Origin of the sequence: Haladaptatus sp. W1 (assembly GCF_001723155.1) — an archaeon.
Classification (GTDB): domain Archaea; phylum Halobacteriota; class Halobacteria; order Halobacteriales; family Haladaptataceae; genus Haladaptatus; species Haladaptatus paucihalophilus.
This window is the reverse complement of record NZ_MEIH01000380.1, coordinates 13,664-29,786: the sequence shown is the minus strand read 5'-3', so window position 1 is coordinate 29,786 and position 16,123 is coordinate 13,664. Positions and strand designations below refer to the sequence as shown.

12 protein-coding genes and 2 pseudogenes are annotated in these 16,123 nt (G+C 62.1%); 10 read left to right on the top strand and 4 right to left on the bottom strand.

All coding sequences use genetic code 11. The features are described from left to right. A pseudogene (locus BG842_RS23305) lies at positions 1–1,011 on the top strand (hypothetical protein); the annotation flags it as partial. A gap of 333 nt (positions 1,012–1,344) precedes the next feature. Here BG842_RS23305 and BG842_RS23300 read toward each other — a convergent pair. Both BG842_RS23300 and BG842_RS28330 read right to left on the bottom strand, forming a co-directional pair. Further along, positions 1,345–3,726: a hypothetical protein gene (locus tag BG842_RS23300; protein ID WP_254663418.1), complete on the bottom strand. Its 2,382-nt coding sequence runs from the start codon at positions 3,724–3,726 to the stop codon at positions 1,345–1,347. Between the two features lie 150 nt (positions 3,727–3,876). Beyond that, positions 3,877–4,554, bottom strand: coding sequence for a GNAT family N-acetyltransferase (locus tag BG842_RS28330; RefSeq protein ID WP_175424266.1), 678 nt, complete (start codon positions 4,552–4,554; stop codon positions 3,877–3,879). Positions 4,555–4,612: 58 nt separating this feature from the next. On the opposite strand from BG842_RS28330, the gene BG842_RS23290 reads away from it, so the two are divergent. The 8 genes and pseudogenes from BG842_RS23290 (at position 4,613) to BG842_RS23255 (ending at position 12,511) form a co-directional block, all read left to right on the top strand. Continuing rightward, positions 4,613–6,088 carry a DUF58 domain-containing protein gene (locus BG842_RS23290; protein ID WP_069452670.1) on the top strand — a complete coding sequence of 492 codons (1,476 nt, stop codon included), beginning with the start codon at positions 4,613–4,615 and terminating at the stop codon, positions 6,086–6,088. A gap of 2 nt (positions 6,089–6,090) precedes the next feature. Beyond that, positions 6,091–6,543: a hypothetical protein gene (locus BG842_RS23285; RefSeq protein WP_069452669.1), complete on the top strand. Its 453-nt coding sequence runs from the start codon at positions 6,091–6,093 to the stop codon at positions 6,541–6,543. A gap of 31 nt (positions 6,544–6,574) precedes the next feature. Beyond that, entirely contained in the window at positions 6,575–7,492 is a 918-nt protein-coding gene (locus BG842_RS23280) for a hypothetical protein (protein ID WP_069452668.1), read from the top strand. Positions 7,493–8,035: 543 nt separating this feature from the next. Further along, positions 8,036–8,854, top strand: coding sequence for a GNAT family N-acetyltransferase (locus tag BG842_RS23275; protein ID WP_069452667.1), 819 nt, complete (start codon positions 8,036–8,038; stop codon positions 8,852–8,854). 82 nt (positions 8,855–8,936) lie between these two features. Next, positions 8,937–9,329: an OsmC family protein gene (locus tag BG842_RS23270; RefSeq protein ID WP_069452666.1), complete on the top strand. Its 393-nt coding sequence runs from the start codon at positions 8,937–8,939 to the stop codon at positions 9,327–9,329. 142 nt (positions 9,330–9,471) lie between these two features. Further along, positions 9,472–10,505 (top strand): annotated as a pseudogene (locus BG842_RS23265) (thiamine pyrophosphate-dependent dehydrogenase E1 component subunit alpha). Then, positions 10,502–11,512 (top strand): alpha-ketoacid dehydrogenase subunit beta, encoded by a 1,011-nt coding sequence (locus BG842_RS23260; protein ID WP_069452665.1) that lies wholly within the window; start codon positions 10,502–10,504, stop codon positions 11,510–11,512. The pseudogene BG842_RS23265 and the gene BG842_RS23260 overlap by 4 nt, the downstream one beginning before the upstream one ends. Then, complete coding sequence (locus BG842_RS23255; protein ID WP_069452664.1) at positions 11,513–12,511, top strand: NAD(+)/NADH kinase; 999 nt, start codon at positions 11,513–11,515, stop codon at positions 12,509–12,511. A gap of 13 nt (positions 12,512–12,524) precedes the next feature. On the opposite strand, the gene BG842_RS23250 is transcribed toward BG842_RS23255, so the two are convergent. Beyond that, positions 12,525–14,123, bottom strand: coding sequence for a 2-oxo acid dehydrogenase subunit E2 (locus BG842_RS23250; protein WP_069452663.1), 1,599 nt, complete (start codon positions 14,121–14,123; stop codon positions 12,525–12,527). 197 nt (positions 14,124–14,320) lie between these two features. Here BG842_RS23250 and BG842_RS23245 point away from each other — a divergent pair, with 197 nt between their 5' ends. After that, entirely contained in the window at positions 14,321–14,614 is a 294-nt protein-coding gene (locus BG842_RS23245) for a C2H2-type zinc finger protein (protein ID WP_069452662.1), read from the top strand. A 54-nt stretch (positions 14,615–14,668) separates the two neighbouring features. Here BG842_RS23245 and BG842_RS23240 read toward each other — a convergent pair whose 3' ends face one another. Further along, positions 14,669–16,018, bottom strand: a complete 1,350-nt coding sequence (locus BG842_RS23240; protein ID WP_069452661.1) for an APC family permease — start codon at positions 16,016–16,018, stop codon at positions 14,669–14,671. Positions 16,019–16,123: the final 105 nt, after the last annotated feature.

Genomic DNA, 16,123 nt, shown 5'->3' with positions numbered 1-16,123 from the left:
CGGACGAACGTCAGCACGGAGGACGAGATGCGGCGAATTCGGAACGTCACGCAAAACGTCTCCAGCCAGCAGGCGACGGTGCGCGAGGCGGAGTTCACCCAGACGAACCTGACAGCCACGATACGGACGCCGAACGTGTCGTTTCTCGACCCGCTTCGCGTCACCGGCCGACTGACGGACGAGAACGGCACCGCCATCGGAAACCAGTCGATTCAGCTCCGGTTGGCCGGCAATCGTTCACAACGCGTTCGAACGAGCGAGAACGGGTCGTTCTCGCTCGTTGGCAGACCGGCGGTGGTGTCGCGCGGCAACCGCTCCTTCCGCGTCGAGTACCATCCCGCCAACGAGTCCACCTATCTCGGCTCGAACGCGACGGTTCAGGCAAACGTCTCCCCGGTGGCCGCCATGATCGATATTTCGAACCACACGCAGCAGGTGCGATACAACGACACGGTGTCCGTTTCGGGGCGCGTCCACGCTGGGCAGGTCGGCGCAACCGACGTGCCGGTTGCCGTCTTCGTTGGGAAGACGCGAGTGGGAACGACGCGTACCGGTCTGGACGGTTCTTTCTCGTTCGCCGAGACGCTGAATGCGAGTATTCCCGCCGGTCAGAATGCGCTTCGCGTCGTACTCCCCTTCCGTCACCGCGCGTTGAACGCGCTGAACGTAACGGCCCCGGCCGTCGTCGAATCGTCGCCGACGACGCTCACTCTCTCGGGGACGGCCGGGAAGGCCCGGAACGTAAATCTCTCCGGACGCCTCAATACGACAAACGGCACGCCGGTCGCGAACCAACAAGTATCCATCCTCGTTAACGGGACGCAAGTCGTGTCCACGCGGACGGACCAAAACGGCACCTATCGAGCTTCGCTCGTCCTGTCGCCGTCCCTCGTTTCCGCGGACGGCAACGCGACGTTTCGTCGCCCAGTTCGATGGCCGCGGAAAGAACGTCGAGTCGGCGCGTACCGCGACCGAGATTTCGGTCACAGATTCCGACGACGGCCCACTTGACTCGACGACCCGTGGCTGGTTGGTCGGCCTCGGCGTGGCCTCCCTCATCACGCTCGGCGGGTTCTTCCTCTGCGTTCCGACATCGGCGGTGGTGACATTGGCGGCGGTGACATCGACGACGGCGAAAGCGACAGGATGGCGACCAACGCTGGTACGGTTTCACCATCGGACGCCACCACGGCGGACTTTTCTGTATCCGCGAGGAGTTTCTTGACCGTGCTCGCTCGGCACGCGAGGCGGGTGAGTTCGAAACGGCTGTCGAGATGGGGTATCAGCTACTCGCAACCAATTCGACGCCGTGGTGCCGACGGCCGCTTCGACCCACTGGGAGTTCTACAACGCCTGCCGGGAGGCCGACCTCGCCGACGAGACGCTTACGACCATCGCCGACGTGACCGAACAGTACGAACAGGCGGCTTTCACCACAAATCGAGTGAGCCGCGAGACGGCGACGGCGGTCATCGACGCCGCCAGCACGCTCGTCGAAGAGGCGCTTAACTCCTTCCCCACGAGATATCCGCTATGGAACCGGATGACAATCGTCGCACCTGGGCCGAGCGCTCGGGGGCGTATTCGCCCGCCTACTACGCTCGAATCGGGGCGAACGGGTGAGCGACACTCTTCGACGAGCGTGCTGGCGGCGTCGATGACCGCCGTCGCCGTCTCGCGGCTCACTCGATTTGTGGTGAAAGCCGCCTGTTCGTACTGTTCGGTCACGTCGGCGATGGTCGTAAGCGTCTCGTCGGCGAGGTCGGCCTCCCGGCAGGCGTTGTAGAACTCCCAGTGGGTCGAAGCGGCCGTCGGCACCACGGCGTCGAATTGGTTGCGAGTAGCTGCATACCCCATCTCGACAGCCGTTTCGAACTCACCCGCCTCGCGTGCCGAGCGAGCACGGTCAAGAAACTCCCTCGCGGATACAGAAAAGTCCGCCGTGGTGGCGTCCGATGGTGAAACCGTACCAGCGTTGGTCGCCATCCTGTCGCTTTCGCCGTCGTCGATGTCACCGCCGCCAATGTCACCACCGCCGATGTCGGAACGCCAGAGGAAGAACCCGCCGAGCGTGATGAGGGAGGCCACGCCGAGGCCGACCAACCAGCCACGGGTCGTCGAGTCAAGTGGGCCGTCGTCGGAATCTGTGACCGAAATCTCGGTCGCGGTACGCGCCGACTCGACGTTCTTTCCGCGGCCATCGAACTGGGCGACGAACGTCGCGTTGCCGTCCGCGGAAACGAGGGACGGCGACAGGACGAGCGAAGCTCGATAGGTGCCGTTTTGGTCCGTCCGCGTGGACACGACTTGCGTCCCGTTAACGAGGATGGATACTTGTTGGTTCGCGACCGGCGTGCCGTTTGTCGTATTGAGGCGTCCGGAGAGATTTACGTTCCGGGCCTTCCCGGCCGTCCCCGAGAGAGTGAGCGTCGTCGGCGACGATTCGACGACGGCCGGGGCCGTTACGTTCAGCGCGTTCAACGCGCGGTGACGGAAGGGGAGTACGACGCGAAGCGCATTCTGACCGGCGGGAATACTCGCATTCAGCGTCTCGGCGAACGAGAAAGAACCGTCCAGACCGGTACGCGTCGTTCCCACTCGCGTCTTCCCAACGAAGACGGCAACCGGCACGTCGGTTGCGCCGACCTGCCCAGCGTGGACGCGCCCCGAAACGGACACCGTGTCGTTGTATCGCACCTGCTGCGTGTGGTTCGAAATATCGATCATGGCGGCCACCGGGGAGACGTTTGCCTGAACCGTCGCGTTCGAGCCGAGATAGGTGGACTCGTTGGCGGGATGGTACTCGACGCGGAAGGAGCGGTTGCCGCGCGACACCACCGCCGGTCTGCCAACGAGCGAGAACGACCCGTTCTCGCTCGTTCGAACGCGTTGTGAACGATTGCCGGCCAACCGGAGCTGAATCGACTGGTTTCCGATGGCGGTGCCGTTCTCGTCCGTCAGTCGGCCGGTGACGCGAAGCGGGTCGAGAAACGACACGTTCGGCGTCCGTATCGTGGCTGTCAGGTTCGTCTGGGTGAACTCCGCCTCGCGCACCGTCGCCTGCTGGCTGGAGACGTTTTGCGTGACGTTCCGAATTCGCCGCATCTCGTCCTCCGTGCTGACGTTCGTCCGGTTCGAGAGGCGGTTGTAGTTCGTCGTCAGGTTGCTACTGGAGCGGTCGATGTCCTTCTGGAGGCGTTCGAGTTTCCGGGCGAGCGTGCGGGCTTTCTGGTCGTTTCCGTTCTGTTTCGCCCGCTGATAGCGGTCGTACAGCTGGCGGTAGCGTTGGACGCGTGAGACGTACTGTTGTTGACTCCGTTGAGCGTTCTTCAGGGTTTTCGCCGTTTTGTCGTCTGACGTTCCGTCCGTCTGTCCCGAGACTTCGACGTACTTACTCAGGAGGTCATCGTAATCGTCGCCGAGGACCGAGTGGGCTTTCTCATACTGTCCCTGCTCGATTTTCATGGTGCTCGACCCGAGTTGCGACGAGAGTCGACCGGACAGCCACCGTTCGAGCTCGGATAAGTCCTCCTCCGACTGCACGTCGTCTGGGTTCTCGTGGTGGACCGTTGAGTTGTTGCGGGCGAACGCGGCCGTACCGACGTGTTCCGGTTGGGAGGAGAACCGGGCGACGTCGGACGTCGATACTGCCGCTGCCTGTGCGGGCAGTACCGCGGCTACGAGGAGGAAGGCGAGAAGACCGAGCGATGCGGCGGACCGAGACACATCTATTGCATTAGAGTCATCCGTGAAAACAGCTTCTTTCTGTGAGTGGTACTATCGGGTATCAACCACGTTCTTCGGCACACCGTCGTCCGGATGAACTCACACGAATGAATTTCGACACCGCACGCCAACGGTTTCCGATACCCCACCTCAGACCCCCGATTTCCGATACCAGTAGTACTCGGGGGCGGCATCCGCATCCGTCTCCCCTTCCACGTGTACGTTCCCCACCACGCTCTCGTTTCTGTCAGTACCCCCATCTCGGTCGGGTGGCATCGGAACGACCCGGTACCCACGCGACTCGCAAAAGCCGTGCGCGTCGGTTAGTTCGACCGGCGTCGAGAGGACGGCCTGTGTGAAACCGCGGTCGGCGGCGCGTTTTTCCAACGCGGACATGAGCACGGTTCCGACGCCGGTCGATTGGACCTCCGGGAGCACCGCCACGCTCCGAACGTGGGCGGTCGACGCGTCGGCGTCGCGGGCACGCCGAATGGCAGAATCGTCGGCTTTGGAGCGGGCGAGCGGCTGAAAGCCACCGATGCCCGCGATTCCGTTCGTCCGCGCGTGCAGGCGGTCGACTATCGTCGCGTTGGCCGCCGTCGCGTTGTCCGTCACGACGAGGAACTCCCCCTCGCGTTCGAGAAATTCGGTCGGGATGTGTCGAAGATACCGGTTGTACTCCGGCGAGTAGCGCATGGCTGAGTCGCGGAGCGACCGGTCGTGGACCCGCCAAACCGCGTTTTTGTCCGCGTCTCGATAGCGTCGAACCGTCCATCGGGGGACGGAACGGGTGTTAATAAGTTCACAGTTTACGGAGGCTTCAACCAACTTCCGTATCCGATACAATACAATACATTAAATTGGGAGGGGGTGGGTTGTCAACAGTATGGAGGTGACGCGCCGATACGAAGTCGGAGTGGTGCTCGGTTGCCTGCTCGCGGGCGGGGCGTGGCTGCTCGACCAGCCGCTGCTCCTCGTCGGCGCGGCCGGAATCGGTGCGTCACTGCTCGTCCAGCAGTATCGATTCACACGCGACGCGTTGGCGACGGCCGATGCGCTCACCGTAACCCAATCGATGTCCCAGCGCCGCGTGGCGACCGACGAGGACACGTCGGTCGCCGTCTGCGCGACGCTCTCCGAACCGTCGCCGCTCGCCGTGTCGGTCGAGTCACGCCCGCCGGTGCCCGCGACCGGACGTGACCCGGAGAACCAATCGTTCACCCTCGCCGCCGGGGAGCGGGACGGGACGACGACGTTTTCGCTTCGCTGGCCGGTCGCCGGGAAGTTCGAGTGTGAACCCCCAACTGTGACATTCACCGACTCGGCTGGGCTCTTCAGCTCGACAGTGCCGATGGGGGACGTCGCGAGCGTGACCGTCGCGCCGCGACGGCCGCGAGCGCTCCACGTCGGGATGGGCGGCGAGAGCATGTCGACTGCGCTCGGCGAGCACAAGACGGCCGACCGCGGTGTCGGTCTCGACCCGGCCGAGATTCGCCAATACATGCCGGGCGACACGGTTCGGCAGATCGATTGGAAGGCGACCGCGCGGATGAACACCCCGCACGTCCGGGAGTTCGACGCAGAAACGGACCTCTCGACCGCCCTTGTCGTCGACCACCGGTCCTCGATGACGACGGGAGTCGGAGGAGAAACGAAGCTCGATTACCTTCGGCACGTCGCGCTCGCTTATGCCGATAACGCGCGGGCGAACACCGAACCACTCTCCCTATACACCGTCGGTGACGCCGGCGTGACGACCACCCGCCAATCGGACGCGAGCGCCCGGCATTACACCGCCATCAAAACGCGACTCCACGACCTCGTTTCGACCGCCGCAGAAACTGCGACGGAGGCAGATTCGGCGATGAAGGGTCTGTCGAGAGCACGGGCGCACACGCCGCGTGAAGCACGTGAGATGGCGACTCGACTTCGATCGGAAGGCTCGGCGTTCGGGCGAACCCTGCTCCCATACGTCGTCGAGTCGAAGCGGTACGTGCAACGAATCGAAGGCGACCCCCTCTACAAGACGGTTCGAAGCTACCTCGGCGGCGTCCGCGGGTCGGTCGTGACGGTCATCCTCACCGACGATACGCATCGGATGGAAGTGCGGGAGGCAGTCAGGGCGGCACGTCGCCACTCCGAGCACGTGCTCGTCTTCCTCGCGCCGACGGTGTTGTTCGAGCGCGGGGGCGTCGGAACCGTCGAGAGCGCATACGAGGGCTACGTCGATTTCGAGGAGTTCCGGCGCGACCTCACCCAGATCGACGGCGTGACGGCGCTCGAAGTCGCCCCCGCCGACCGAATCGAAGCGATTCTCGCCGAAACGCGACGCGCGAAGGAACCGGCCGCGGGAGGACGGTAACGATGCGACGCGAAGGTCCCACGTGGCTGGGCGGCGTCGGCGCGTTGCTCGTCGCGGTCGGGTGTACCGTCGCAACCGGCTTGCCGGGGTTCCTCGCCGGAACGGTGTTCTTCGTGCTGTGGTACACCGTGCCGACGCTCTACACGGTGGCGTTCGGACAGTTCGTCGTCGCCGCTTTCTCCGACGACATCGGAGTCGCGTTTCTCGTCCTGCTGGAACTCGGACTGCTCGCCGTGCTCGTGGGACCGTCGCTCGGGCTGGAGAGACCGGGCTGGCGAATCGCCGTCACGAGCGGCGTCGCCGCCTTGTTCGGCGGGGGAGCGCTGGCCGTCTATCGGTGGAGCGGCCGACTTCCGCTAGCCGTCGGCGGCGTCGTGCTCGTCGTCGCCGTCGTCTCGTACGGCCTGCATCGGTACGAACGCGTCGCACTCGGACTCGTAGAGGAGAACACATGAGTGAAACCCACATACCTACGATGGAGAGAGTATGAAGAGGCGGGAGTTTCTACAGGCGAACAGGAATGAAACCCATACACCAACAACAGAGAGAGACGAGGGATCATCGGAGGCGGGGGAAACTGATTCGGATGCGTACCTCGCGGCTCGTATAGAACTGCTTGCCGAGGAAAACAAACGATTACGCGACGAGTATCGTCGTGCACGACAGACGAACTATCGGCGCACCGCGCTTGGAATGGCCGGAATCGGCGCGCTGGCAGGACTCGGCGGCCTGCTGTTTCCCGCCTCGCAAACCGTCCTCTTCGCGCTGGCCGGGACCGGGCTGTTCGCCGGGGTGCTCACGTACTTTCTCACACCGGAGCAGTTCGTCTCGGCGTCAGTCGGCGATCGAACCTACGCCGCCCACGCCGCGACCGGTGCCGAACTCGTCGAGACGCTGGGGCTGTCAGGGACGTCCGTCTACCTCCCGGCTGGGAGCGCGGCGGACGGGAACGCGGGCGTACGCCTGTTCGTCCCGCAACACCGCGAGTACGACCTGCCCGACGGGGACGACGCGACGACGCTGTTCGTTGTGACGGACGACGAGCGCAAGCGAGGGGTGGCCGTGCCGCCGACGGGGGCCGGACTGTTCCACGAGTTCGAGGGGATGGTCGGCGACACCGCGGACCGACCCCGCGAACTCGCAGATCAACTCGCAGACGCGCTCGTCGAGGGGTTCGAACTGGTCGAGAGCGCGACACCGGATGTGGACGAGGATGGCCGCGTCACCGTCGCTATTACCGGTAGTCGGTATGGGGCAGTAGACCGGTTCGACCACCCCATCGCGTCGTTCGTAGCCGTCGGACTGGTGCGCGGGACGGACCGCCCGGTCACGCTCGAAAGCTCCGAAAGCGACGACGACCGATCGGACTACCTCGTCACCTGTCGGTTCGACGATGAGGAGTGACGAGAAGAGCGTTCGGCTCGCGCTGCCCCATTTTTGACCGCCGTAGCCGACATACAGCCGAAACAACCGAACACTTCGTCGTCGTTGTTCCCGAAGACGCGGGCGAACTGCGGCGTGACAAACGAGCCGCAATTACGGCACCGGCGGTCGCTGTACCCGGACTCCCGTCCCGGTACTCGTTTCGAGCGAGTCATCGTGCTCGCGTGCCGGTCATTCGTTGGCGAGATTCGCACTGTTCTACCGTTTCTCTGTCCGCTGATTGTGAAGTCGATATCATGGTTAGGGACGGCGGTCGTTCGCGACCCGGTGCTTGCTTCGGAGGGATGTTGTGCTACTGAGTGCCAATCACCCATGGTGAGTCGGTCTATTCGTTGCAGTTGCAAGCTCTTTTTTATAATTTGATGAAAAGACAGAACAGAGAACATTTGGATAGGGTGCACAGGGGCTAGTCGATAGAGGCCGTGCAGACCGAAATCAGGGGACGTCTACAACACCGTAACCGTTTTGGCACGAGTTTATCCGACTCACCGAGAAAGGTGGAGTGTGAAACTACGCGAACCGACGACGAACGATGCGGAGCGGATTCACGAGCTGACGCGAAGCTCGATGACCGCCTCGTACTCCCTGAGCCCACAACAGATCGAGAACGTCATCGGTGCGGAGTTCGACGAGGGGCGAATGACCAATTTGGGAGCGCGCTCCGACGGCTACGTGTTCGCGCTCGAAGACGAGGAGTTCGAGACACTCGTGGGATTCGTCGAGGGACACCTCGATGGCGACACCGGGGAGATACGCTGGATACTCGAAGACCCCGAACACCGTGGAAGAGGCGTCGGCGAGGAACTGCTCGAAGCGACCCTTGAAAAGCTCCGTGAGGACGGCGCGGAGCGGATACACGTGAGCGTGCTCGAAGCAAATAGGGACGGAGCAGGATTCCTCGAAGGCTTCGACTTTGCGAAGGCGGGAAGTCGACGGGTCGAATACGGCGGCGAGTCGCTGGTCGAGTACCGATACATCCTCGATGCGACCGAGCGGGAGGCATTGGACGACGGGTCGGGAGAGAAACCCGACCAGACGGAAGTAGCTCTGGAGAACGCGGAAACCCGCGACGGAGTGACGACCGTCACGACCAACGACGGAAAAACGGTGTATCCGAACGCGGACGAAGCGAAATCAGGAACCGAAAATCCGTTTTTCGTCACGTACACCGACAAGGAGTTCACCGAACAGTTCGGCTACTACTGTGGCAACTGTGGGTCGCTGGAGACGACACGAGATACCCAAGACCACATCGAATGCGCCGAATGCGGAAACGTCCACACGCCGAAGTCGGCGGAATCGTACGACGGGTCGTATCTCTAATTCAGGGTCTCTTTTTCGGAACGACCGTTTCCCGTAGCGGACGGCGACAATCCCTACGTGCCTGCTGACCGTGGAGCCGACGATGCTCAAGAGCACGACGACTTCGACCGACGGATACAGAACAGTCTCCCGCATCCAGGGGAGCGAACTCGCCATCGACGCGCGCACCGAAGACGACCCGAGCCCGACCGAGACCTTGCTCGCAAGTTACGCCTCTTGCTACACGGTGGCGCTTCGAATCGGTGCACGGCAACGGGACATCGACGGACTCGGCTGTATCGAAATCGACGCCGAAGCCGACCGTGGCGACGAAAACGACCTCGAAGCCGTCCGGTTCACGGTCATCGTCGAAACCGACGCTTCCGACGAGACGCTGCAGGCGGTCGTGGACCGTGCGAACGACCTCTGTCACGTCCACGACGCGATTCGAGAGGAGCTTCGAGCGGACGTCAGCATCCACGGGGACGGGTTCTGAGGGCGGGCGAAGAAGAGAGTATTCGACGAGAGGGTGCTCTCGAATGCGAGCCAGTGCCCATAACCGATTCTAACGGGTACAATGACACGTCTGTTGGTAATCATAACAGTTAATGTCTGATGAGCCAAGCATAGCATGGACAATGGTATCAATTGACATCGAAACGGAAGAGGGGCAGAAAGAAGCGTTACGTCGGATGCTAACGATTCGGGCGTTCGACACAAAAGCGGGGGAACTGTTCGGAGACGGAGAACTCCCGGGATTCGTACATCTCTATATCGGCGAGGAAGCAGTCGGTGTGGGTGCGTGTTCGGCACTGGAGGAAGACGACTACATCACGAGTACGCACCGAGGACATGGCCATTGCATCGCAAAGGGACTCGATTTAGAGGAGATGATGGCAGAGCTGTACGGCAAGGCAAACGGCTACTGTAACGGTAAGGGTGGCTCGATGCACATCGCGGACGTCGATGCGGGGATGTTGGGTGCGAATGGCATCGTCGGTGCCGGACCGCCACTCGCGACGGGTGCAGCCCTCACATCGGAAGTTAAAGGGGAGGACACAGTCGCGCTGGCGTTCTTCGGCGACGGTGCTGTCGCACAAGGACAGATCCACGAAGCCATCAACCTCGCAGCGACGTGGAACCTCCCGGCGGTATTCCTCGTCGAGAACAACCAGTTCGGCGAGGGGACCCCGGTCGAAAAGCAACACAACCTCCAGAACCTGAGCGAGACCGCGGAGGCGTACAACATTCCCGGCTTTACGGTCGACGGAATGGACGTCACCGCCGTCTACGAAGCGGTACAGGAGGCCGAAAGCGTGCCATAGAGCGCGACGGGCCGACGTTCATCGAAGCGGATACCTACCGCTACCGTGGTCACTTCGAGGGCGACCAGCAACCGTACCGGACGGACGACGACATTGCGATTTGGAAGGACAACGACGCGATAGAGAAGTTCAAAGAGCGACTCATCGATGCCGGAACCATCACCGAATCGGAATTCGAGGAGATGGAATCCGAAATCAGCGAGCAGGTGGAGGAAGCGGCAAAGAAAGCCAAGGAAGCAGACTACCCCGACCCGAACGAGGCCTACGACGACATGTTCAACGCCAACGTACCCGAGATAAACGACTTTGCACAGAGAATGCGGACCGACGGAGGTGAGAACCAATGAGTACCGAAAGCGTGCCGTCCTCGGGACCGTCAGACACGGAGGAGATGACGGTTCGAGAGGCGATTCGACTCGCGATGCGGGAGGAGCTGAACCAAGACGAGGACGTGTTCCTCATCGGCGAGGACGTCGGCGAGTTCGGCGGCGTCTTCGAAGTGACGAGCGGTCTCGTTGATGATTTCGGCGAGGACCGCGTTCGTGATACACCGATCAGCGAAGCCGGGTTCATGGGCGCGGCCGTCGGTGCCGCAGCGACGGGAACACGTCCCGTCGTCGAAATCATGTTCGCAGACTTCCTCGGCGTCTGTTCGGAGCAGATAATCAACCAGATGGCCAAAAACCGGTACATGTTCGGCGGCAAGACCGAGATGCCGGTGACGGTTCGAACGACCGAGGGCGGCGGCATGGGTGCGGCCAGTCAGCATTCTGGCACGCTGCACACGTGGTTCGCCCACTTCCCGGGCATCATCGCCGTGGCACCCGGAACGCCGCGGGCCGCGAAGGGGCTACTGAAGTCGGCCATCCGTTCCGACGACCCGGTGTTCGTCTTCGAGAACAAGGCGATGTATGAACAGACCGGCGAGGTCCCTCTGGACGAGGATTTCACCATCCCGCTCGGGACGGCAAAGGTCGAACGCGAGGGTGACGACGTGACGGTCGTTGCGACACAGCGATTGGTCGGCGAATCGCTCGATCTCGCGGACGAACTCGCGGGCGAGACGAGCGTCGAGGTCATCGACCTCCGGTCACTCTACCCGCTCGACACCGATACGCTCGTTGAGAGCGTGAACAAGACGGGTCGCCTCGTCATCGCCGACGAGAGCCCGCTCTCGTACGGCACCCACGCGGAGGTGGCGACACGGGTTATGGAAAACGCGTTCTTTAGCCTCGACGCGCCGATTCAACGCGTCGGAGTCGCGGACGTTCACATCCCGTTCAGTCCGGCATTAGAAGAGGAAGTCCTGCCAGACGCCGACGACGTGAAGGCGGCTATCGACCGCGTCGTATAAGTGTCCCCAACAGTCGGACTCATCGTCAACCCGGTTGCCGGCCGCGACATCCGGCGACTCACGGGCGGTGCAAGTGTCAGTAGCAACTACGCCAAGCGCCGGACGGCGACCTGCGTACTCGAAGGACTGACGATGACAAACAACATTGAGGCCCTCGTCATGCCGGATAGCGCCGGCCTCGCTGACCGAATCGTTGACGGCGCACCGGACGAACTCGTAGTCGACCTGCTCGACATGACGGTCACGGCGTCAGGTGAGGACGCCCGAAACGCGGCAAAATGGTTCTCGGACGAGGCCGATGTCGTGGTCGTCCTCGGCGGCGACGGCACCAACCGGGATGTTGCTCACAGTATCGGTGACGTTCCTGTTGTGAGTATCTCGACCGGAACGAACAACGTGGTCCCCACGGCAGTTGATGGAACCATCGCCGGAACCGCCACTGGACTCATCGCAACGGGTGCCATCTCGGCCGACGAGACGACAATTCGACACGGAACCGTCGAAGCCGTCGTCGATGATGGGACCGGAGAGCGCCACATTCGAGGACTCGCAACACTTGGGATTCTGGACCAGCAGTTCGTCGGAACCCGGGCGATTCTCGACCCGGAAGACGTCATTGGCGGCGTTGTTTCACGAGCGTCACCGAAAGAAATCGGTCTCTCCGGCATCGCCGGTGGACTCACGGTACATCGTCCCGACGACCCCGGTGGCATCGGGTTCCGGTTAGGAACGGCGAGCGAACCGGCACAGGATGTGCATGCGGTCACCGTTCCGGGTGTCCTCTCGCGAGTCCCTGTCGAAAAGTATCGCGTGCTCGACGAGGGCGAGCCGTTCGAATTCGACGTCTCGAGCGGCGTTATCAGCGCCGATGGCGAGCGCGACCTCGAAGTTCGCGATGCGTCGGTCCGATTACGGCCCGTCAGCGATGGTCCACGGCTCGTCGACATCGACGCGGTGTTAGAACGTGCCGCGGACGAGGGCTTCTTCCGAGTGGAGTAGCGCGGTTTCCGTTCTATTTTTCGCCCGCGGCAATCACGAGCGGCCACGGATTTTCGACGTGGCCCACAAGCGTCCCGAGGAACCGCGCGGCATCCGCACCGTCGACGATTCGGTGGTCGAATGAAAGCGAGAAGGAAATACGCTTGCGGACTTCGACCTCGTCGTCTTCGGTCGGCACCACTTCGCGTTTGATGGTATTGACGCCGAGAATGGCGATCTGAGGCGGATTGATGACCGGGTCGAACCGCTCCACGCCGAGGACGCCGAGGTTCGAGACGGTTATCGTTCCGCCTGTGAGGTCATCCATCGTATACTCGCCGGAGAGCGCTCGATCAGTTACTTCCCTGCGTTTCGCCGCGAGGTCAGCGAGTGAAAGCGAATCTACATCGCGGATGACGGGTGCGATGAGTCCAGCGTCGATATCGACGGCGACGCAGATGTTGTGTGCTTCGTGTAATTGGTGAACGTCATCCTCAAAGGTGGCGTTGAACTCCGGATGGGCGTCCAGCGACGCCGACAGTGCCGTCAATAGAATGTCCGTTACGGACACGTCGGGGGCGAGTGCCTCATCTGCTGCTGTCGCGGCGGCGAGGAGTTCTTCCGCATCGGCCGACCGGTGTTCGGTGACGTGCACCGCTTCGCGGTCGCTCTGTCCGAGACGCTCCGCGATAGTACGGCGCATCCCCGTCAGCGGCCGTTCTTCAGCCCGCGTTCCGGGTACTGTCTCAGTTTCGTCGGTTGCCGTTCCCTCGACAGCCATTCGAACGTCGGTTTCCGTGAGACGGCCATCAGTCTCCGCCCCGATGGTTTCGACATCGACACCCAACTCGCGTGCCAGCCGTCGGGCACTCGGCGTGGCAAACACCCGTTCCGTGGGGACACTGGGTTCGGTGGCGGTAGATGTCGCGGTGGCTTCTCCGGCCGCCGCTTCGGCCTCAGTTGCTTCGTCTTCCATCGCTTCCGCCGCATCCTCCACATCGGCTTCGGTCACGGCCCCCTGTGGACCGGTTCCCTCAACAGTGTGAAGTTCTACGTCCAGTTCCTCTGCCCGCCGTTTCGCTCGTGGGGTAGCCTTGATATCCTCCGTTGGTTCGGCCGACTCGGCCTCGGCCGCTGCCTCGACATCACTTTCGGCGATGGCACCCTGCGGGCCGGTACCCTCGAGAGTCGTGAGGTCCACGTCGAGTTCCTCGGCCCGTCGTTTCGCTCGCGGTGTTGCCTTCACGTCGCTTACCGATGCCGACGAACGCTCGGCGGTGGACTGTTGGTCGCTCTCCTGTGCGGTACTCGAGCCCCCGGCCTCGGCGGACGTCTCAGACGCCATTTCCGTAGATTCTCCCTCCACTTCTGCGACTAGCTCATCGATATCCGCATCGGGCGCAGCGACAATACCAAGCGGTGCCCCCGGTTTGGTTACGTCGCCCTCCTCGACGAAGGTACGCCTGAGAACGCCATCCTCCCGGGCGTCGATTTCGGCCGTCGTCTTCTCTGATTCGATTTCGGCGATGACGGCACCTTCCTCCACCGCGTCTCCTTCGGAAAGAGTCCAGAGATTGAGTGTTCCGGTGTCCATCTCCAGTCCCAACTTGGGCATCTTGACAATGTATCCCATGCTATAGAGAGAGATGTGCGGTTGTATTAAATCATCACCGCCGATTGGAATGTGAATACCGACTGACGAGTTAGAGCTTTGCCGGATTCTTTTCATATACCTATCATCATCTACATGAACCTGTGAATGGGAGGGAATAGGGTGAGGTTGCGTGTGCCAGTACAATCCTTTCACGTCTCGCGGGAGAAACGAAGGATATGGCAACGGAATCCAACGAGGAGACGTATTCGTGTGAGCACTGTGACGAAGAGTTCGACCGAGAGGAACAGCTCTATGAGCACATGCAGGACGAACACGGCATCAGCCCGGAGGAGCAACACAGCGAGGAGTCCGCGGCGGCCCCCTCGGACGCAAGTGCGTCCACCGGGTCTCTCACCGACGAAACCAACGAATCGCCGTCGGCGGCCGAGCCGTCGGAAGCGGCCGGACCCTCGGAGAACGAGGACGATATCGGACCGGATTCGGACGAACCCGACGAAAGCGGGAACTAAGAGACTCGAATCGGCGAACGAGCACAGCGACCCGACGAACGATTATTTTTCGAATCAGTCCCCACGGACCGACGACCGACCGTCCGCGGAGGAACCGAACAGGTCCGTCTCGAAGTAGGTCAGTTCGACGATGAGGGAGACGATAGCGAGCGCCGCGACGGTGTAGAAGACGCCGCGTTGGGCCGAAAAGAGGTGCCAGAGCATCATGGGGAGAAAGAGAATCGTGCCGACCAACCCGATTGCGGGCGGAATCGCCGACACATCTTCGTGGTCGCGCTGGGTCAATGCGAGGTAACTCATCCCGCCGAAGACGACGATGAACGTCAGCGACGCAAACGACGTGATGCCCTCCAGACTCCCGACGACGGTGAACGCCGCGGTCAGCACGCCGAGAACGAGGATGATTCGCTTCGGCAAGTCCTCGTCCGCGTGGAACTCGTCGGGCGAACTGGCGTCGAGTTTCTTGGGCAGGAGCCCGTTCTCGATGAGACGGTCGGAGAACTGCGCGCTCGTGAACAGCGTCGCGTTGATGGCGCTGGCGGTGGAGAACAGCGCCGAAAGGGAGATGACGAGTTCGCCCCAGTAGCCGCCGAACTGTGAGGCGGCGGTCGCCAGCGCGACTTCGGGGTGTTCGGACACCAGCGCGACGCCGACGATGCTGGTGGTGACGATGGCGACGCCGATGTAGATGAAGACGGCGGTCGGAATCGAGAGGTAGATTGCGGTCGGATTGGTGTCGCTGTGGTCCTTGATGGTCCCTTGCGAGTACATGAGCAGCTGCCAGCCCTGAAACGCCACGAACGACATCGCGGCGGCCATGATGGGTGCGAAGGTCAACGAATCGAGGCCGGTGTGGATGCCGCCGTTGGACGACCCGAACCAGAAACCGACCACGACGAACCCGACGAGGACGGCAATCTTGACGACGACGAGCGCGACTTCGACCCAGCCCGACTCCTCGACGCCGACGAGGTTGAGGGCGACGAAGACACCGATGATGGAGAGGGACAGCACCGCGCGTAACGGAAGCCCGAGGACGTGCTCGATACCTGCGATGTCGACGGCGTAGCTGCCGAACGCGTAGGCGTACATGGCTATCGAGCCGACGTAGCCGAACAAGAGGGTCCAGCCCGCCATCCCCGCTAGCGTGGAACTGTCTGCAAACCACTCCAGATAGGTCGGCGATGCACCTTCGGGGTCGCTCAGTTGATTTAGTTTAATGTAAGAATAGCCAGCACACATCGCCACGATTCCCGCCAAGACGAACGAAAGCCACGCTAACGGACCGGACACTTTCACCACAACGCCGAGAACCGCATAGATACCGCCACCGATCATCCCGCCGAGGGCCATCGACACCGCGCCGGTCAAACCGAGGCCCTCGCCGTCAGACTCGTCAGTCATTTTCGCTAGCTTAGCCGTTGGATGCTTGTTACTCTTATAGCCGAATATGAAACCACTTCATAACGGGCGACAGGATTCAGGCGAGCCGTCGTAGAGTTTCCGGTC

Coding starts and splice junctions, on each gene's coding strand:
- BG842_RS23270 (WP_069452666.1), top strand. CDS start 8,937: ATGCTCAAGAGCACGACGACTTCGACCGACGGATACAGAACAGTCTCC.
- BG842_RS23260 (WP_069452665.1), top strand. CDS start 10,502: ATGAGTACCGAAAGCGTGCCGTCCTCGGGACCGTCAGACACGGAGGAG.
- BG842_RS23285 (WP_069452669.1), top strand. CDS start 6,091: ATGCGACGCGAAGGTCCCACGTGGCTGGGCGGCGTCGGCGCGTTGCTC.
- BG842_RS23290 (WP_069452670.1), top strand. CDS start 4,613: ATGGAGGTGACGCGCCGATACGAAGTCGGAGTGGTGCTCGGTTGCCTG.
- BG842_RS23245 (WP_069452662.1), top strand. CDS start 14,321: ATGGCAACGGAATCCAACGAGGAGACGTATTCGTGTGAGCACTGTGAC.
- BG842_RS23240 (WP_069452661.1), bottom strand. CDS start 16,018: ATGACTGACGAGTCTGACGGCGAGGGCCTCGGTTTGACCGGCGCGGTG.
- BG842_RS23250 (WP_069452663.1), bottom strand. CDS start 14,123: ATGGGATACATTGTCAAGATGCCCAAGTTGGGACTGGAGATGGACACC.
- BG842_RS23280 (WP_069452668.1), top strand. CDS start 6,575: ATGAAGAGGCGGGAGTTTCTACAGGCGAACAGGAATGAAACCCATACA.